The sequence below is a fragment of the Paraliobacillus salinarum genome, from assembly GCF_014083865.1.
Lineage (GTDB): Bacteria > Bacillota > Bacilli > Bacillales > Amphibacillaceae > Paraliobacillus > Paraliobacillus salinarum.
In genome coordinates this window covers 64,199-83,545 of the sequence record NZ_JACEFA010000010.1, presented here as the reverse complement: position 1 = coordinate 83,545, position 19,347 = coordinate 64,199, and the positions used below count along the sequence as shown (strand labels likewise).

Sequence of the window (19,347 nt, the reverse complement as noted above, 5' to 3'; positions counted from 1 at the left end):
AGCTAACGTGATAAAACAATCTCTTTAGGGAGAGTAATAGACGATGAAAATGACAAGTATACAATTGAAAAGAATGCTAGATGAACAATTAAATCGTGAGGATTGGCGTACTTCTTTTAATCGAGATAAAGATACTTATCGTGTGGAATGGCGAAATACACAACAAGGAATCACAGTAACATTACCTAATGTGATTGCTAAATATGAACAAAAAGGTAAGTTAGCAATAGATGATTTGGTTTATCATATTACTGAGGCACTAATAATTATGAACCAATCACCTACATTAAAAGGTAAAGAAAAAGCTATTTTCCCGGTAATTCGTTCTACATCATTCCCAACAGAAACAAAATCGGGTATACCACTAATGTTCACAGAACACACTGCTGAGACCCGAATTTATTATGCGCTTGATTTAGGGAAAACCTATCAATTAATTGATCAAACGTTACTTGATAGTGAAGGGTGGACATTAGAACGTTTAAAAGAAGTGGCAAGTTTTAATTTACGTTCATTAGATGTTAAACCTAAACAAGAGCAAGTCGCCGGAAATGATTTTTATTTTATTTCAACAAATGACGGATATGATGCAAGCCGTATATTAAATGAGGTATTTTTAGAAGAGATGCGTTTTAATGCAAAAGGTGAACTTGCTGTTGCAGTTCCACACCAAGATGTTCTAATCCTTGTTGATGTTCAAAATGACACAGGGTATGATATTTTAGCGCAAATGACGATGAAATTTTTTGCTGAAGGTCGTGTGCCAATTACTTCTTTATCTTTTATTTATGAGGATAAAAAATTAGAGCCGGTATTCATCTTAGCAAAAAATCGTCCAACACCGAAAAATGATTCAGAAAAGGATGAATAAGATGCAAGTTTTCTACAATAAAAAAGGAATTGGCGATTGCCTGATTATTATGTTAAAGCAAGGTGATCGATATGAATTAGAACAAGAGCGTTTCGGTAATATTGTTAAGATTACTGATAGAAATTCCAAAGAAGTACTAGGGTATAATATTTTTGATATATCAAAAGAAATGAATATAGAAACGAACAAATTAGAGGTGACAGAAGATTTAATAGAAGAGCTACATACTATTTTTAAAAAGAATGGTTTAGCTGATACGTTAGATATTGATCTTTCTCCAAAATTTGTTGTTGGTTATGTGGTTGAGAAAGAACAACATGAGAACGCTGATAAACTAAGTGTTTGCCAAGTAGATATTGGCGAAGAAACCGTTCAAATTGTTTGTGGAGCACCAAATGTAGATAAGGGACAATATGTTGTTGTAGCAAAAGTAGGTGCTGTGATGCCAAGCGGTATGGAAATTAAAGAAGCAAGTTTAAGAGGTGTTGATTCATTTGGTATGATTTGTTCTCAAAAAGAACTAGGATTGCCAAATGCTCCAAAAGAAAAAGGAATTTATGTTTTGACTGATGATGTAAAACCAGGAAGTCCATTTGTCACAAACTAAATTTAGTATATAATTAGGGTTGTCTTATAAAAGGCAACTCTTTTTATATGCTAAAGGCACTTTACATAGTGGATACTATCTATTGAAAAGGAAGAATCATTCAGTTTGTATATGTTTAAAAAGAAAAACCTGTTAAAATATAAGGAAACAATTAAAATGGAAGAGTGAAAAGGTATGCTACATCGATGGAAAGATAAAATGAAAGAATGGTTTCATGCATCAGATGAAGAATCATCAGACGATTTTTTATCTTCTAATAATGAACAGAATCATTTACAAACTCAAAATGTAGAAACAAAAGTATATTATCAATATCCGAGTAATAAGAGATTCAATTTCCCGGCTATACCGGATGAACCAAAAAAACATACAATGCAAAAGGAAACTAGACGTAACAGGTCAGAAATAAAAAAAAATCAAGATAGTACTCATTCAAATGAACAAACAGAAGAAAAAAAGAAAAATAAACCATTTAGTCCAACACCTGTTCCTTCACCAGTTTATGGATTTGGAAAGCGTCCAAATGATAGAAGTAAGCAGGAAATAGATACACCTGCCTTTTTAAGAAAAGAAGAGTTAAACAAACAAAAAGAGGAGCTCTTAAATGAATCAGAGCAGATAAACACTGGAAATAAGTTGCTCACACCCAAAGAAGAAAGGCATAGTCAAAGTGCCCAACAACATACAGAGGAAGAGATAAAAGACTATCAAGCCGATTCACTTCAAAACACGCAAAGCATGGAGAATAATGACAACAATCATAACAATGATAGTCAGCTAACTCAACAAGAAGAGCGTATATTAGTTCAGACGGAAGAAAAAACAACGGTTGCTCCTACTCAACAACAAGTTGAAACACAAGAGGTGAGAAAGAAGCGACAACCATTTAATGTAAGAATGCGTCCAAGTGATAAGAAACGATTCTATGAAAAAAGAGAAATAACTAATCAAGAAAATAAAAATGACCAAAAAAGACCACCAATACATTTGTTAAATGATCCTACTGTTCAACAAGACAATAGCAATGTCTGGATAGAACAACAAGCTGATTTATTGGAAAATACATTAAAGCAATTTCATGTTAATGCAAAAGTAATTGCATCGATGCAAGGACCCACAGTAACACGATTTGAAGTTCAACCAGAAGCAGGAGTAAAGGTTAGCAAGATAAAAAATCTAAGTGATGATATAAAATTAAATATGGCGGCAAAGGATATTCGAATGGAAGCTCCTATTCCTGGGAAACATGCAATTGGGATTGAAATACCCAATCAACAAGCGAAAGCTGTTACTTTACAGGAAATTTTTAAAACAAAGCAATTTCAACAAGAGAAATCACCGTTAAATATTGCACTCGGTCTAGATATTGCAGGAAGTCCGATCGTTACAGATATTAAAAAAATGCCGCATGGACTAATTGCAGGGGCAACAGGGTCAGGTAAAAGTGTATGTATTAATACGATATTAATTAGTTTATTATATAGAGCTAGTCATGAAGATGTAAAATTGATGTTAATTGATCCTAAAATGGTTGAATTGGCGCCTTACAATGATGTGCCACACCTTGTTGCTCCTGTTATTACAAATATTAAAGCAGCAACACATGCATTAAAGTGGGCAGTTGCTGAAATGGAAGAGCGATATGAAAAATTTGTGCAAGAAAGCACAAGAGATATTGAGCGTTACAATCAAAAGATGCTTGAACAACAGCGATTGGACGAAAAAATGCCTTACATGGTTATTGTTATTGATGAACTAGCTGATTTAATGATGGTTGCTCCGCAAGATGTTGAAGATGCGATTTGCCGTATTGCACAAAAGGCGAGAGCATGTGGCATACATCTTTTATTAGCAACACAACGTCCTTCTGTGGATGTTATTACAGGACTAATTAAAGCAAACATTCCTACACGTATTGCTTTTAGTGTTTCTTCTCAGGTAGACTCACGTACAATTATTGATACAAATGGTGCAGAACGACTTTTGGGTAGAGGGGATATGCTATTTGTAGAGAATGGAGCAAGACATCCTGTTCGTGTACAAGGTGCTTTTGTTACTGACGAAGAAATTGAACGAGTAACCTCCTTTGCAAAAAAACAAGCACCTACGAATTATTTGTTTCAACAAGAAGATTTATTGGATCAGGTTAAAACAGAAGAAACAGAAGATGAGTTATACCCAGAAGTACTTTCTTTCGTAATAGAACAGAATGGTGCCAGTGCATCTTTACTACAACGTCGCTTCAAAATTGGTTACAATCGAGCTGCTAGATTAATTGATGCATTGGAGTATAACGGTATTATTTCAGCGCAAAAAGGAAGCAAACCGAGAGATGTTTTAGTATCAACAGCTGAAATCGATTAATTCAACTTTATAGTTAAATAAATTAAAAACTTGTGGATAGTGTATGAATCTTATATGATAGACAAAGATATATAATTAGAACGTGACAAGGGGTAAGTGAGATGAATAAAGAAATCACAAAAAAACTTAATGGTGAAATTGAACGTTTAACAAACCAAACCTTTAAATTCGATGATCGCATCAAAGAAGGCTGGTTTTCTGCTGTATATTTTCTTAAAACAAAAGAGATTGCTGAAAAGCTAAAACCAGATAATAAAGTGACAATGCAATTCTTCCAGAAAGGTGAGGCCGTTTTGTGTGGATCTGATGAGGCGATTGCATTGATTCATACGTTCGCGGATGATCCGGAACAGCTAGAAATCCATGCATTAAAGGACGGGGATAAGATTAGCCCTTATGAGCCAGTTTTAACAGTAACAGGGCCATATCAATCCTTTGGGTATCTAGAAGGGATTATTGATGGTATATTAGCACGTCGAACGTCCGTTGCAACAAATGTATATAATGTGGTAAAAGCGGCAAGGTCATCTGGAAAACAAAAGCCAATTATTTTTATGGGAGATCGTGATGACCATTATACGCAACAAGCTGGTGATGGTTATGCGGCATTTATTGGTGGATCAACAGCACAAGCAACACATGCAATGAATGAATGGTGGGGTAAAACAGGAATGGGCACGATGCCACATGCCATGATTCAAATTTTTGAAGGTGATATTGTGCAAGCTACAAAAGCTTATTATGAACAATATCCAGATGACAACTTAACGGTTCTTGTAGATTATAATAATGATGTCATTAGCGACGCATTGAAAGTAGCACGTGAATTTGGTGATACATTAAAAGCTGTTCGTTTGGACACTTCGAATAATATGGTTGATAAATACTTCTTAAGAAATCAACATTTAATGGGGACATTTGATCCTAGAGGAGTAAATCCGCAACTTATTTTTGCTCTAAGAGATGCGTTAGATGCTGAAGGTTATCATCATGTTAAAATTATTGCTAGCGGTGGCTTTAATGAGGAACGAATCTGTGCTTTTGAAAAAGAAAATGTACCTGTTGATATGTATGGTATTGGAAGAAATCTGTTGAAAATTAAAATTGGTTTTACTGGTGATAATGTTTTACTTAATGGAAAGCCACAATCAAAAGAAGGTCGCCAATTTTGGCCGAATCCGAGATTAGAAAAAGTAAATTACGTTAAATCAGAGTAACGAATTTGTTGCAAATAAGTGTTTTTCAGTTTAGTTTATGCTAGAATAATTAATCGTGAAAAGCAAAAAAACAAGACGGTAAATAGATTTAACGCTCTTTTTTGGAGGTTTTTAGTTATGACAACTTACCATTTTATTGGTATAAAAGGTACAGGAATGAGCGCATTAGCTCAAATTTTGCATGATTCTGGAGAACAGGTGCAAGGATCAGATGTTGAGAAGGAATTTTTCACACAACGTGCATTAGAAGATAAGCAAATTCCAATATTACCATTTTCGAAAGATAATATAAAAGCAGGATTAATTGTTATTGCTGGTAACGCATTTAACGATGATCATGAGGAAATTAAAGCCTGTCTAGAACTTGAATTACCACTGTATCGATATCATGATTTCTTAGGGCAATGGTTAAAGCAATATACGAGTATAGCAGTAACTGGAGCGCATGGAAAAACATCCACAACAGGATTGTTAGCTCATGTACTTAATGAAAACTATCCTATTTCATACCTTATTGGTGATGGTGCAGGACAAGGCCATGTGGAAAGTAAATATTTTGTCTTTGAAGCATGTGAATACCGTCGACATTTTTTAGCATATGATCCTGATTATGCAATCATGACAAACATTGATTTTGATCATCCAGATTATTTTACAAGTGTGGATGATGTGTTTCAGGCGTTTCAAAGTATGGCAGAACGTGTAAAAAAAGGGATTATTGCTTGTGGAGATGATGAATATCTACAACAAATTCAAGCGAAAGTTCCTGTTTTATATTATGGTTTTTCCGAAAGTAATGATTTTCAAGCTAAGAATATAGAAGAAACACCAAACGGAACAACATTTGATGTATTTGTTCGAAATAATTACTATGATTCATTCACTATACCTATGTATGGTAATCATCAGGTTTTAAATGCATTGTCTGTTATTACAATTTGTCATTATGAAGGCATGCAAGCAGAAGAAATAAAAGTAATTACTTCATTTACCGGAGTAAAGCGTCGCTTCACAGAAAAGAAATTAGGCAGACAAGTATTGATTGATGATTATGCACATCATCCTAAAGAAATCGAAGCAACCATTGACTCAGCGCGGAAAAAATATCCGGAAAAAGAAGTAATCGCAATTTTTCAGCCACATACCTACTCAAGAACAAAAACGTTCTTACATGAATTTGCTTCTAGTTTAGAAGAAGCTGATCAAGTATTTTTGTGTGATATTTTTGGATCTGCAAGAGAAGGGTCTGGAAAACTAACTATTCATGATTTGGAAAGTTTGATAGATAATTGTAAGCTGCTAACATTCGACAATATCAGTGTGCTTGAATCATATTCTGATGCTGTTTTAATTTTCATGGGTGCAGGAGATATTCAAAAATTTCAAGTAGCTTACGAAAAAAATATTAATATTTCTTGAAGGTTTTTTTGAACTTTTTGTTGAATAATAGGGGGAGAGGGGAATATGACCTACTCTTCCTTTTTATTTCAATCATGGATTTTTAACTTGGAAACAAGAGGAATAATTATTACTGATTAAGCAAATTTTATTAGTATAATATGTTTAATTCAATCTAATTTGGGTAATTAACAATATATAAGCAATGAATTAGGCAAATCAAATACATAGACAAGGGGTTGTAATAAAAAATGGTTAATTTACTCTATATCGCTGCATTAATTGCTGCCATTGCATTTGCTGTATTAGTTATTTATTTAGCTAATGTGTTAAAAGAAACAAAACGTACGATGGCTAATGTAGCTGATACATTAGAAGGTTTAGAAAAACAAATGGAAGGAATATCTACAGAAACAACGGCATTATTAAATAAAACGAATAAGCTAGCTGAAGATATTAATGACAAATCTACACGATTGAATTCTGTGGTTGATGGTGTTAAAGGTATCGGAGAAACGATTAAAAGCTTTAATCAATCCATTCGTAAAGTCTCTGATAGTGTTTCTTCTGTAGCAGAACAAAACAAAGAAGAGACAGCTCAAGCAATTAAATGGGGAACAGTTGCCATGAATATGTTTCAAAAGCGAAAAAGTAGAAGTACTGAAAAGTAATATATATAATATTTATTAGTTATAGGGAGGAATAGAAATGAGTAAAAATGTAGAGCAACAAAATGTAGAAAATGGTGAAAACATTAACAGTAAAGATTTCTTAATTGGTTCACTAATTGGTGGTATTGTAGGAGCTTCTGTAGCATTGTTATTCGCTCCTAAATCAGGTAAAGAATTACGTGATGATTTAAATGAAGGTGCAGTGGTATTAAAAGATCGCGCTAACGAATGGAAAGATGTTGCTTATGTTAAAGGTAACGAGTGGAAAGATTATGCAAAAGAAGCATCTGGACAAGTGCAAAAAAATGTTACAGAAAAGTCTCAAGAGCTGACTGAGAAATTCAAAGATACTTCAAAATCAATTCAAGACAAAATTAATGTTGCAAAAGAAAATGCTTCAGTTGTAAAAGAAACAGCAGAAGAAGCGGCTGAAGAAGTAGCAGAAGCTGCCGAAGAAGCAGCGGAAGATGTTAAAAATAAATAATAAAAAATGGAACCTATAACGGGTTCCATTTTTTTTGTGATGATTTATTGGATAGTTATATCATCATTCGGTTCAATAGGGTCTAAGAAAGTAGCAGGCTGACCATTCTTTTTAATTTCAACTCCTGGTTTAATTTCAGCAAGATCAATTGATATAAAATTGAAAATGTCTTGGAAAATAAATCGTTGGTTTTCTATCGGTTTGAACTCTACTTTATCTCCTCGCATTAATAATGTGTCTTCATTTGCTTCTTTACCATTTACAAGTACAATTTTCGTCTTTTTTAGAATGCTTACTTCTTCTCCATTAAAGGTGATTGGAATCTTCTGATAAATCGTCTCATCTATTTCATCCAATAAATGATCTACAGTAGGCTTTTTTCTTGCAATTAACTCCAATTGCGAACCAGATTTTAAAGGAGTTGTCGGTGTTGCTGCATTCTTATTTAATAATATTTGCTGTGCGAAAGCTGCTAAGCGCTTTACTTCACCATTAACTTCTAGATTAAATGTATCATAATCATTCAAAGTTTTCGATTGATTGATCGAGGTGAAAAAATCTTGAATCGTTTTCACTTCTTTTACTTCAATACGGTCATTGTCTTGAATTTTATAATCAACCGACACTTTTTTATTATTTGCAAATACATCCGCTTGGATTAAATATGGTTGATGGTTATAATAAATCTTAAATTGCTCCAGTTCTCCAATGATCTCAGCAATTGTTGTAGTTGGTTCGTTCCCATCGGCTCCTTTTTCTACATATAAAACATCACCGTGCTGAATGGATTCATCTGCAGTTACTTTTTCGTCGTTTAAAACTATTTTTGGTGGCTTTCCATAACTTCCAGGTATTGTGAGTGACTGATTATTAATCTGAATCATATACGCCATTCCTGGAAGACCGTATAACTTATCAATATGTATTCCGGCTGCTAATAAACAATCACCTATAGTAAGCTGTTTTAAATCAAATAAACGTACGTCACGGTCATTCACAGTAACACTAATATAATGAATCGGATTTTGCTTTGCGGCAATAGCAATGCCAATTGGCGTTATGAATGTAGGGCCCTCTGGCATATCTACATCAAATTTCAAAGCAGGTATCGCATTTGTTCCTCGAATGGCCACGCGATTATTAGGAAGTTGTAATTTCTTAGCAATATGGCTTGTTAAGTGTGGAGTTAAACTCCCACCTCCAACAAGCATAACTGCTTTTGGTGCTTTTGCATTTAATGCAATCACCTCTTTTGCAATAGCGGTAGCAAGCCGATCTATTGCAGGTTCAATAGAAGAAGCTAACTCATCTATTGTAACTGTTTGTTCGAATCCAAGTATATCTGTTAATACTGTCTCTTGATTTTCATGAATTTCTCTTTTAACACGCTCTGCTTCGTTAAAATCTAGTAAATAGTGATCACTAATTGCTTCTGTTATTTCATCTCCAGCCTTAGGAACCATTCCATAGGCAGTTATTGTTCCTTCATCAGTTAGTGCGATATCACTTGTACCAGCTCCGATATCAATTAAAGCTACATTTAACCTTCTCATCGAGGCTGGAATTAACACATTAATTGCGGCTATAGGCTCTAAGGTTAATGCTTCCATTTCTAAGTCTGCACGTTGTAATGCCGCAATGAGAGATTCGACAACTACCTTAGGAAGAAATGTGGCGATAATTTCCACTTCTGCTTCCTCACCTCTTTGATCAATTAGTGAACCAATAATATCATTATCCAGTTTGTATTGAAGAATGGAATAACCAACACAATAATAATGAGTAAGTGATCTTTCTCTTTCTTCTATTGAAAGTTCAAATTGCGCTTGTTGAACAGCACTAAGCTCCATCATTGTAATATCGTCTTTAGCAATTAAGGGCTGGAGTGATATATCCTTTGTAATGGTTGTTCGTTTTGTTTTTAATGCTCTTCCAGCGGCAGCAACACAAACTTTTGATAATTTAATTTGGTGTTTGTTTTCTAAATAGGTCTTCACTTCTTTAATAACAGTTGCCACCGATACGACATCATGAATTTGTCCATCCAACATGGATCGCTCTTTATGTTCACGAACAACATAATCTATCACTGTATAATTGTCATCTGTTTGATGTAATAGAATTCCTATTACCGATCTTGTTCCTATATCTAATGCGAAAATTTGTTCACTCATTAATCTGATCCTTTCTTCTAATTAGAAAATAGTAATTGGCACGTTTTTTATCAATAAAATAATTAAAAAAATAAAGAATATACTAAATATTTAAACATAATGGTGACAACGAATGAAATATTAGCTATAATTATCCCTAATTAAAAAATATCTGATTACATTATAACGCGAAATTATAATAGGGGGTAGTAACTTTGAGTAATGAACAATTAGATTTAATAAGAAAAGAATTGGATCAAGTGAATCTGGATATATTGGAATTGATTAATAAGCGAGCAGAATTAGTCCAGCGGTCTGCACAGGCTAAAGAGAAACAAGGCGCAAACCGCAATTATGATCCAGTCAGAGAACGAGATATGCTCGATTTAATTAAAGAGCATAACGAAGGCCCGTTTGAAAATGCAACAATTATTCACCTGTTTAAGGAAATATTTAAGGCTGGATTAGAATTACAAGAAGATGATCATAGTAAAGCATTACTTGTATCGCGCAAAAAGAAGCCTGAGGATACCATAATTGAGATTAATGGAGAAACCTTTGGTGATGGGAAAGAACACTTCATTTTTGGTCCTTGTGCAGTAGAAAGCTACGAGCAGGTTGCTCAAGTAGCAGAACAGATAAAAGCTAAGGGATTAAAGTTATTACGTGGTGGTGCATTTAAACCAAGAACATCACCTTATGATTTCCAAGGACTTGGTTTTGAAGGTTTAGAAATCTTAAAACGTGTTGCTGATGAGTACGGATTAGCGGTAGTTAGTGAAATTGTTAACCCTGCAGACATTGAAAAAGCGGTTGAATACATTGATGTCATTCAAATAGGCGCACGAAATATGCAAAACTTCGAATTATTGAAGGCTGCTGGAGAAGTGAATAAACCAGTACTTTTAAAAAGAGGGATGTCAGCAACGATATCTGATTTCATCAACGCAGCAGAATACATTAACTCAAGAGGTAATGGCGATATTATTTTATGTGAGCGTGGAATTCGTACCTATGAAAAAGCGACACGTAACACATTAGATATTACAGCTGTACCAATTCTGAAACAAGAAACACATTTACCAGTAATGGTTGATGTTACCCATTCTACGGGAAGAAGAGATCTTCTAATACCAGCCGCAAAAGCAGCATTAGCAATTGGGGCTGATGGAGTTATGGCGGAAGTGCATCCAGATCCAGCTGTAGCCTTATCTGATGCAGCACAACAAATGGACTTTGATATGTTTAATCAATTTATGAAAGAAGTAAAGAAATAAAAACTAAACTAAAACCTCTTGCAGTATTCATTGCAAGAGGTTTTTTCTGTAAATGTAACAATACTTCTTTAAATAAAACAGATTAATGCATAAAATTACATATATCCTAATATTTGATTTGAACAATATTTTATTATAACTTACAATAGATAGGATAACAAAAATACATAAAATTTGTTATAATCATACATGTCTAGTGAAAAAATGTATAAGATTGAAGTGTTTTGCTGAATAAAGCCAAAATCAATTTTTTTGAAAGAATGTAAAATAAAATATTGGAGGTAGATGAAAGGTGAATGTAACAATATATGACGTAGCGCGAGAGGCGAATGTTTCGATGGCAACTGTATCTCGTGTAGTAAATGGAAATCCGAATGTTAAGCCCGCAACAAGAAAGAAAGTACTAAACACAATTGAGCAGTTAGGGTATAGACCGAACGCTGTGGCTAGAGGGTTGGCAAGTAAGAAGACGACAACAGTCGGTGTAATTATCCCTGACATTTCGAGCATTTTCTTTTCTGAGTTAGCACGTGGTATTGATGATATTGCCAACATGTATAAATATAATATTATATTGAGTAACTCTGACCAAAATGTGGATAAAGAGGTACAGTTAATTAACACGATGTTAGAGAAGCAAGTAGATGGAATTGTGTTTATGGGAGGAAGAATTACTGAGGAGCATATTCAGCAGTTTAAAACATCTCCAGTACCAATTGCACTTGCTGCTACAGTAGACCCAAGCAATACTGTTCCTTCTGTAAATATTGATTATGAGCAAGCTTCGTATGAAGCAACAAAATATTTAATTGATAATGGAAACAGTCGTCCAGCATACGTTTGTGCTGCTGAAGAAACTGCAACAAACGAACTGAAATTTAAGGGATACGAACGCGCGTTGAAGGAAGCGAATCAAGAGCTAGATCCTTCTTATGTTATTAAAGGAGATATTACGTATGATGCAGGAAAAGATGCTGCTGAAAAATTAATTGAGCTTCCAAACAGACCTTCATCTATACATGTTGGTTCCGATGAAATGGCATTAGGTGTCATTCATGGTATTCAGGATAAAGGTTTGCGTGTACCAGAAGATATCGAAGTCCTTGGTTTTGATAATACGAGACTAGCAACAATGGTACGACCAACATTATCAACAATTGTTCAACCAATGTATGATATTGGTGCAGTGGCCATGCGTTTATTAACTAAATATATGAATAAAGAAGAAGTTGTAGATGCAAATGTCATTCTTCCACATCAAATTATTGAAAGAAACTCAACAAAATCTAAATAGTGCCGATATAAAATATATCAACATGCAAATCCTTGTTACAAGTGATTTTCAAAAGTTAGTAGCTAGTTAGGGAGAGAGCATATGAAGAAAAGAGATATTTTAACACCAATCGGCATTACGTTAGGTTTTATTATGATTGCATTTGGTATTGTTTCAAGTGGAGGTACAAGTGGGTTTGTATCTTTCGTTCAAGTATCATCTGTAGTTATTGTACTAGGAGGTTTAGCAGCTGCATTATTAATTAACTTTAATATGGAGCAAATTAAATTAACTGGTCGAGTAGTAAAGGAAGCATTTAATCAAAATCAACATGATATTCCAACATTGATTGAATTATTCGAGCGCTTATCTGAAAGAGCCAGAAGAGAAGGATTATTGGCACTAGAGAACGAGTTGGATAATGTTGATGACCCTTTTATTAAAAAAGGTGTCTTATTAGCTGTTGATGGTATTGAACCAGAAGTAATCAATGATATCATGAATGCGGAAATCAATGCGATGGAAGATCGTCACCAAAAAGGTCGTACAATTATTGAAAAGGCAGGAGAATATGCTCCAGCTTGGGGAATGGTTGGTACTCTAATTGGCCTAGTGTTAATGTTAAATAACTTAACTGATCCAGCTACTTTAGGACCAAATATGGCAGTTGCCTTACTTACTACTTTCTATGGTTCATTGTTAGCAAACCTTGTATTTATTCCAATGGCTGGAAAGTTAGAGCTTAAAACGGATGAAGAGATTTTTATAAAGCAAATTGTTATTGAAGGTGTTATCGGCGTTCAATCAGGACAAAATCCACGAATTCTTAAAGAAAAGCTAAGTGCCTTTTTATCCGAAGACATGAAAAGAAAACAAGAAGAAGAAAATGAAGCGTTTGTAGGAGAACCAGCAAATGAAGCGTCGTAAAAAAAAAATAGACAAAGGCGCACCGAAGTGGATGGTTACCTATGCCGATATGGTTACATTAATTTTAGTTTTCTTTGTATTACTATTCTCTATGTCCCAAATTGATTTAGTTAAATTTGAAGCAGTAGCTGAATCTTTCCGTAATCGGATGATTTTTGACAGTTTTCCTTCTACATTGGAAATGGATCACCCAACTGAAAATTCTGAGCATCGTGAAGAAAATGAAGGGTCTGATGATTTCCTGAATAACTTATCTGATGCAGACCCAGAAGACGAGACGAATCAACAAACAAACAATGATATAGTGGAAGAAAACCAAGAATCATTAGATGAGCTCTTAGCTGAGATAAAAGCATTTTTACGGGAAAATGATTTAGAAAATACGATTACCGCCAATCGAACAGACCAAGGTGTTGTATTGATACTACAAGAACGTGTTTTATTTGATACTGCTGAAGCGGATATTAAAGAAATTGGTGAACCGTTCTTAGAAAAAGTAAGCTTATTAGTTTCAAACATTCCTAATGAGATACGTGTAGAAGGGCATACAGATAATAGACCAATATCTACCCAACAATATCCTTCTAATTGGGAGCTGTCAGGAGCACGAGCGAGTAGTGTTATTCGCTACCTCACGAACAATTCTAACCTTGATCGAGATCGATTTATAGCAGCAGGTTATGGTGATACTAGACCAATTGTTGAGAATAACTCACCAGAAAATTGGAGTAAAAACAGACGTGTAGAAATAGTTATACTAGAATTAAATAAAGAACAATAAAGGACATCTTTCTATTGAAGGTGTCTTTTTCTGTATACAACAGAAACAAATAGAAAGATGTCTTTTGACAAATCAGTTACGCTTCTTGTTTGCGCCTAATAAAAACAGCAAGTAATAAAAATATACATAAATAAGCTGTTAAAACGAAATAACTTTGCCAATCTGGTGATGCTCCTTGTACAATATTCCATGCACCGTCACTGAAATGATAGGAAGGCAGCCACTCTGCCAAACGTTGCAGGAATGAAGGGAATATTCTGACCGGCATCCACATGCCACCTAGAATAGCCAATGCCAAATAAATAACATTACTTACACCACTGGCTGTTTCAACCTTCCTCATTGTTCCGACCAATGAACCTAGGGCTAAGAATGGAATTGAAGCAATTAAAATCCATATACCAGAAAAAATCCATTGGGAAGCCGTTAAAGAGACATCGTTAATAATAAAACCTGCTAAAAAAACGATGAAAATCGATAACAAATGAATAGTCAATTGCCCAAACATTTTTGAAGCGAAATACGCCCAAGAAGGGAAGGGGGTGAGTTTCATGTAAGCAGACCACCCTTCCGAATGTTCTTGCACCATTCTAATGCCGAAGTTCATAATAGCAGACCCCATCACACTAAATGTAGTCATGGACATAAGATAATAAGCTTGCCACTCATCCTCATCTGTGACTCCCGTATCTACTATATTTGTAAAGATAAAATAAAATAATATTGGCATAAATAAGGACCAAAATACAAAGTAAGGATTTCGAAAAATACGCACCATTTCAAATTTACATTGTGTCATAATTGCATGCATTTAAAGAACCCCCTTCTGTTTTGAAGTCAAAAGATCAAATACTTCTTCCAAGCGACCTTGTTCAACAAATACATGTTTTACGGGTAAACCTTGGCTGAAAACCTTAGCAAGTACAGCATCCGTATCATTTGTTACTGCATAAATTCTGTCTTCTTTTTCATAACAGTGAATGACTTCTTCAAACGATTCAACCAGTGTCATTGCAGCATGCTTATCTCTACTTTGGAACGATACGCTGCGAGTGGAAATATTATTCTTGATATCATCTGGTTTACCGTCTGCTACAATTTCACCATTGTTAAAAAGAATAATTCTTTCAGAGAAATCATCTGCCTCTTGAAGGTAATGTGTAGTGAATATAATTGTTTTACCCTGTGTCTTTAGCATACTCACCTTATCCCAAAAATTTTTTCTTGCCGTTATATCCAATCCAACTGTTGGTTCATCAAAAAATAGTAGATCAGGGTTACCAGCGAGTGCAAGCGCAAATCCCAATCTTCTTTTCTGTCCACCTGAGAGCTTATTTGCCCACTTCTTTAAAACGTCTTCATGTAAGCCAGTCACCGAAATGAGCTCTTCTGTCGAAAGTGGATGAGTATAATAGCTTCTAAATAGTTCAATGACTTCACGAACCTTTAATTGGTCAATGACACTGACCTCCTGCAACATAGCACCAATCCGGTTACGAACAGTGAGTTGTTTTGGATCTTCTCCAAACAGTTTAACCTCACCTGCTGTCGGTTCAAGCAATCCTAACATCATCGAAATGGTGGTTGTTTTACCTGCTCCATTTGGACCTAAGATAGCTACAGTACTCCCTTTTTTAATTGTTAAAGAAATGTCATTTACAGCGGTTGTTTTACCAAAGCATTTGGTTACATTTTTAACTTCAACTATTTTTTTCACTTGTATTACCCCCTTGTTTAATTATAATTACAATTGATTTGTTATCCCGTTTTGTCATAATATTCAATTAATTTTATTTACGTTTGATAATATAAAAAAGTTCCAATTAAATTATAGTTCTTTATTTAATGCACAAAATCCTTTAAACAAAGTATGGATTTATATTGCTAGAAGAACTTATTTTTAGCAAAATCAAAATCGTATATAAAATGGATATAAAAAAGGGAGGTGTAATAAAATACACCCCCACATTCTATAAATATGTTATTTCACATACTGATCATCAGAGATACAACATCTATTAGATAGAAACGATTAGATGCGGATAGATTATTCTTCTTTATCTCCAGTAGAGTTATCTCCTCCGCCAGAGTCATCACCACTCGGTTTGTCTCCGCCATCTGTGCCATCTTCTCCGCCTTCACCGTCACCACCATCAGGCTTTTCAGGTTTAGGTTTTTCCGGTTTGTCTCCATCAGTGTCAGGCTTTTCTGGTTTAGGTTTTTCTTCTGGTTTCTCTTCTTTATCAGAAAAATCGCCTACAACTAATTTTTTTGATACTTTAGATTCCTGTCCAAAGTAATCAACAGCTTTTACAACATAGACTCCTTTTCCATTACCAATATTATAATTGGTATCTGTTGTATTCCCAATTAGAGAAAAGGAACTATCAGGATTTGCTGCCCGGTATACGCGATAGCCAACGGTATCTTTACTTGATGAACTATTCCATATTAATTTCCCACCAGCTTTTTTCAACGACGATGGGGCATTTGGAGCCTTACCATCATTTTTAACATCTGATTTTTCTGCCGGTAATTTCAAATCCGACCATTTTGTATCACTATTAGGAAATAGCTGTGACAAATCATTTAATTCATCATAATTATTTTCTTTTAGCCATTCTGGATTAAATGCAATACCGTCATCTTGTACAAATTCATCAGGAGTATTATCACCTGCTAAAACAGCTTTACCATCGACTATCGTATAACGACCCCGAATTAAACTATTATCTTCTTTTGTTGGAACATACTTTGCATTAAATATGTCTGAACCAACTAACCCTAAGTCTTTACAAATAGAAGAGGGTAAGAGTCCTGATGTTTTACAGAATGATCTTGAAACAATATTACCAGGGCTCTTAAATCTATTACTTGGAGCCATTAACTCTGGATCTATCTTAGTAGCAGCATTTACTAGTTTTGCCCAATATGCGAGATTTCGACCGCTGTAGCCGCTATCTAGTCTTTGTCTATAGTCATAACCAATCCATGTACCTAATGAAACATTTGGATTCGTAGCAACAAACCATGCATCGGTATAGTCATTACCTGTACCTGTCTTACCAGCCCAATCAACACCAGGATTTGTTAGACTAGCTCTTGCATAAGTTCCTGTTCCTTGTGAAAGGACGTCACGCATCATATCGATCATTAAATAACTTGTTTGAGGGGAGAAAACATCAACAGGTTTGCTCTCATGTTGATAAACTTTTTCACCATCCTCGTCTTCAATACTTTCAATCATATACGCATCAACAAAACGACCGCCGTTACCATAAGTTGCGAAGCTATTTACTGTTTCTTCAACTGTCGCTTCAAAAACCCCAAGCGCCATTGATGGTACTTCATGTTGAACATCGGTAATGTTGCTGAATCCCATCTTAGCAAAATACTTTCCAACAGGATCAGCAGGCAAAATATCTTGATAGATTTTTGCAGCGGAAACGTTATGAGATTTATATAATGCTTCTCTAGCTGTTACCAATCCATAATGACGACCTGTTACATAGTTATTGGGAATATAACTGTAAGGACCGACATCTAAATCTGCAATAATTGAACCTGGTTGTACCTTTCCTTCTTCCATAGCTGGGCCATAAACTAATAATGGCTTGGCTGTACTACCGATTGAACGCGGTGCCTTAGTTGCGTGATTTAGTTGAGCGATGTCAAAATCTCTACCACCAACAAAACTGATAATTTTTCCGGTATCATTATCAATTAACACACTACCGGCTTGGACAGGCTGTACTAATGTTTCCTTTTTACCTTCATCATTTTCTACTTTAATGACTTCACCAGTATTAATATTTCTAGCTACTTTTTCTACACCAAAATTATTATACTCTTTCGTAACCTTTTGAAAAGCATCATAAATCTCTTTATTAATCGTTGTATTTATTTTGTAGCCACCCGAACTTAAAGCACGTGAAGCCTTTAGTGTGAATTCTTCTGTTAATGAATCACTTTTCTCTAAATCTTCCATACTATAGCCTGCATCGATAGCTAGCTTATCTCGAAGTAATTCAGTTGCTCTATCTTTTATTTCAAGTGTTAAATATGGATAACGTTCAAACACAGATTTACTTGATTCGGCGAAATTAGCAGCCAAGTCATAATTCATTGCTTCGTCGTATTCTTTCTTGGAAATGAAGCCATTTTCAAGCATTCTAGAAAGAACGGTACGCATTCTATCTAGCCCAGCTTGTCGTTTTTCTTCATCCTTTACTTGTCCACCGTTAGTAAAAGGTGTGTATGCAAAAGGACTTTGTGGTAAACCTGCAATAAAGGCAGCTTGTGGTAAATTTAAATCTTTCGCATCCACTCCAAAAATCCCTTTTGCAGCGGTCTGTATTCCTGCAATGTTTTGTCCATTGGAGTTACGCCCGAATGGAACAACATTTAAATACACCTCTAAAATATCTTCTTTTTTAAGAAACTGTTCAGCACGTAATGCGAGTAATATTTCTTTCGCTTTTCTTTCAAATGATACTTCATTTGTTAAAATTTGATTTTTGATAATTTGTTGCGTTAAGGTACTACCACCAGTTTTTACAGAGGCATTTGTAACCTCTTGAAACATTGCTCGTAAAACTGCTTTTGGCACGATCCCTTCATGCTCATAAAAGCTTGCATCCTCGGTTGCTACGATAGCGTCTGTAACGAAAGGTGAAACTTTATCTAGTGTGATTTCTTCACGATATAAATCGGAACTAACCTCACCCATATATACGTCATTGGCAAAAAATATTTCAGACGTTGCTGAATAATTATAAATATCACTTTTCATGTCTTCTTCTGCACGAACAGGTTCATCTTTGACAAGTGAAGCGAAATAGCCAAATCCTAATCCGCCACCAAAGAATAGACCTATGACACCAATGATAATAAAAAACAGAATGACATTCCAAGTTACATCATATGTTATTCTCGATGTCCGTTGAATCACTCCAGTTTTCCACCACTGTTTTATCGTGTTCATCGATTTATGAAAAAATTCTTTTATATCCATGATCGACCCTCCTAAAATTCCAATATATATTATAGCATAGAAATAAACGAAGATAAGGAATTGACTTAAAAAAAGAATTAAAATTGCATTCGTAAGTAAAATATGTTATTAATATAGAAATAACAATTATATAAAAAGCTACGAAGGAATGAAGTAGTAACCAAACTCCCTACTATAGAGAGCTAACGGATGGTGAAAGTTAGTGTATAGTTTGATTGCGAATTACGCTCTGGAGCTTCTTCTATCTATATAGAAGACGGTGCATTTTGCAACGTTAACAAATAGAGTGACAACATTTTGTTGTAACTAG

At 34.8% G+C, this 19,347-nt stretch carries 15 protein-coding genes and 1 other annotated feature (1 of these 16 running past the window's edge); of the genes, 11 read left to right on the top strand and 4 right to left on the bottom strand.

Annotation, left to right across the window (positions count from 1 at the left end; all coding sequences use genetic code 11):
- The first annotated feature begins 43 nt into the window (after positions 1 to 43).
- From HP569_RS10445 to HP569_RS10415, 7 genes are all read left to right on the top strand, one after another.
- Positions 44 to 871, top strand: a complete 828-nt coding sequence (locus HP569_RS10445) for a DUF1444 domain-containing protein (protein ID WP_182201119.1) — start codon at positions 44 to 46, stop codon at positions 869 to 871.
- 1 nt (position 872) lies between these two features.
- The gene (gene ytpR / locus HP569_RS10440) at positions 873 to 1,478 is read left to right on the top strand and encodes a YtpR family tRNA-binding protein (RefSeq protein ID WP_182201118.1); all 606 of its coding nucleotides are present in this window, start codon (positions 873 to 875) and stop codon (positions 1,476 to 1,478) included.
- 174 nt (positions 1,479 to 1,652) lie between these two features.
- Positions 1,653 to 3,842, top strand: coding sequence for a DNA translocase FtsK (locus HP569_RS10435; RefSeq protein ID WP_182201117.1), 2,190 nt, complete (start codon positions 1,653 to 1,655; stop codon positions 3,840 to 3,842).
- A 101-nt stretch (positions 3,843 to 3,943) separates the two neighbouring features.
- The gene (locus HP569_RS10430) at positions 3,944 to 5,059 is read left to right on the top strand and encodes a nicotinate phosphoribosyltransferase (RefSeq protein ID WP_182201116.1); all 1,116 of its coding nucleotides are present in this window, start codon (positions 3,944 to 3,946) and stop codon (positions 5,057 to 5,059) included.
- 117 nt (positions 5,060 to 5,176) lie between these two features.
- Complete coding sequence (murC, locus tag HP569_RS10425) at positions 5,177 to 6,478, top strand: UDP-N-acetylmuramate--L-alanine ligase (protein ID WP_182201115.1); 1,302 nt, start codon at positions 5,177 to 5,179, stop codon at positions 6,476 to 6,478.
- A gap of 230 nt (positions 6,479 to 6,708) precedes the next feature.
- Positions 6,709 to 7,128, top strand: a complete 420-nt coding sequence (locus HP569_RS10420; RefSeq protein ID WP_182201114.1) for a DUF948 domain-containing protein — start codon at positions 6,709 to 6,711, stop codon at positions 7,126 to 7,128.
- Positions 7,129 to 7,165: 37 nt separating this feature from the next.
- Complete coding sequence (locus HP569_RS10415; RefSeq protein WP_182201113.1) at positions 7,166 to 7,612, top strand: YtxH domain-containing protein; 447 nt, start codon at positions 7,166 to 7,168, stop codon at positions 7,610 to 7,612.
- 44 nt (positions 7,613 to 7,656) lie between these two features.
- Here HP569_RS10415 and HP569_RS10410 read toward each other — a convergent pair whose 3' ends face one another.
- Positions 7,657 to 9,786, bottom strand: a complete 2,130-nt coding sequence (locus tag HP569_RS10410) for a cell division protein FtsA (protein ID WP_182201112.1) — start codon at positions 9,784 to 9,786, stop codon at positions 7,657 to 7,659.
- Between the two features lie 194 nt (positions 9,787 to 9,980).
- Between HP569_RS10410 and HP569_RS10405 the strand changes: the two genes are divergently transcribed.
- The 4 genes from HP569_RS10405 to motS all read left to right on the top strand — a co-directional run bounded on the left by HP569_RS10405 (position 9,981) and on the right by motS (position 14,023).
- The gene (locus tag HP569_RS10405) at positions 9,981 to 11,042 is read left to right on the top strand and encodes a bifunctional 3-deoxy-7-phosphoheptulonate synthase/chorismate mutase (RefSeq protein WP_182201111.1); all 1,062 of its coding nucleotides are present in this window, start codon (positions 9,981 to 9,983) and stop codon (positions 11,040 to 11,042) included.
- Positions 11,043 to 11,334: 292 nt separating this feature from the next.
- Positions 11,335 to 12,336: a catabolite control protein A gene (gene ccpA, locus HP569_RS10400; RefSeq protein WP_182201110.1), complete on the top strand. Its 1,002-nt coding sequence runs from the start codon at positions 11,335 to 11,337 to the stop codon at positions 12,334 to 12,336.
- A gap of 81 nt (positions 12,337 to 12,417) precedes the next feature.
- Positions 12,418 to 13,242 (top strand): flagellar motor protein MotP, encoded by an 825-nt coding sequence (motP, locus tag HP569_RS10395; protein ID WP_182201109.1) that lies wholly within the window; start codon positions 12,418 to 12,420, stop codon positions 13,240 to 13,242.
- A complete protein-coding gene (gene motS / locus HP569_RS10390; protein ID WP_182201108.1) occupies positions 13,229 to 14,023 on the top strand; it encodes a flagellar motor protein MotS in 795 nt (264 codons plus the stop codon). Before motP ends, motS begins: the two co-directional genes overlap by 14 nt.
- A gap of 76 nt (positions 14,024 to 14,099) precedes the next feature.
- Here the strand turns inward: motS and HP569_RS10385 are convergent, their stop codons facing one another.
- From HP569_RS10385 to HP569_RS10375, 3 genes are all read right to left on the bottom strand, one after another.
- Positions 14,100 to 14,834: an ABC transporter permease gene (locus tag HP569_RS10385; RefSeq protein WP_182201107.1), complete on the bottom strand. Its 735-nt coding sequence runs from the start codon at positions 14,832 to 14,834 to the stop codon at positions 14,100 to 14,102.
- Positions 14,835 to 15,740, bottom strand: coding sequence for an ABC transporter ATP-binding protein (locus HP569_RS10380; protein WP_182201106.1), 906 nt, complete (start codon positions 15,738 to 15,740; stop codon positions 14,835 to 14,837).
- A gap of 330 nt (positions 15,741 to 16,070) precedes the next feature.
- Entirely contained in the window at positions 16,071 to 19,037 is a 2,967-nt protein-coding gene (locus HP569_RS10375; RefSeq protein ID WP_182201105.1) for a transglycosylase domain-containing protein, read from the bottom strand.
- A 131-nt stretch (positions 19,038 to 19,168) separates the two neighbouring features.
- Positions 19,169 to 19,347, top strand: a binding site (T-box leader); it runs 31 nt beyond the window's last position.

Excerpts from the sequence above, each read along its gene's own strand:
- HP569_RS10445 (WP_182201119.1), top strand. The coding sequence starts at position 44 with ATGAAAATGACAAGTATACAATTGAAAAGAATGCTAGATGAACAATTA.
- ytpR (WP_182201118.1), top strand. The coding sequence starts at position 873 with ATGCAAGTTTTCTACAATAAAAAAGGAATTGGCGATTGCCTGATTATT.
- HP569_RS10435 (WP_182201117.1), top strand. The coding sequence starts at position 1,653 with ATGCTACATCGATGGAAAGATAAAATGAAAGAATGGTTTCATGCATCA.
- HP569_RS10430 (WP_182201116.1), top strand. The coding sequence starts at position 3,944 with ATGAATAAAGAAATCACAAAAAAACTTAATGGTGAAATTGAACGTTTA.
- murC (WP_182201115.1), top strand. The coding sequence starts at position 5,177 with ATGACAACTTACCATTTTATTGGTATAAAAGGTACAGGAATGAGCGCA.
- HP569_RS10420 (WP_182201114.1), top strand. The coding sequence starts at position 6,709 with ATGGTTAATTTACTCTATATCGCTGCATTAATTGCTGCCATTGCATTT.
- HP569_RS10415 (WP_182201113.1), top strand. The coding sequence starts at position 7,166 with ATGAGTAAAAATGTAGAGCAACAAAATGTAGAAAATGGTGAAAACATT.
- HP569_RS10410 (WP_182201112.1), bottom strand. The coding sequence starts at position 9,786 with ATGAGTGAACAAATTTTCGCATTAGATATAGGAACAAGATCGGTAATA.
- motP (WP_182201109.1), top strand. The coding sequence starts at position 12,418 with ATGAAGAAAAGAGATATTTTAACACCAATCGGCATTACGTTAGGTTTT.
- motS (WP_182201108.1), top strand. The coding sequence starts at position 13,229 with ATGAAGCGTCGTAAAAAAAAAATAGACAAAGGCGCACCGAAGTGGATG.
- HP569_RS10385 (WP_182201107.1), bottom strand. The coding sequence starts at position 14,834 with ATGCATGCAATTATGACACAATGTAAATTTGAAATGGTGCGTATTTTT.
- HP569_RS10375 (WP_182201105.1), bottom strand. The coding sequence starts at position 19,037 with ATGGATATAAAAGAATTTTTTCATAAATCGATGAACACGATAAAACAG.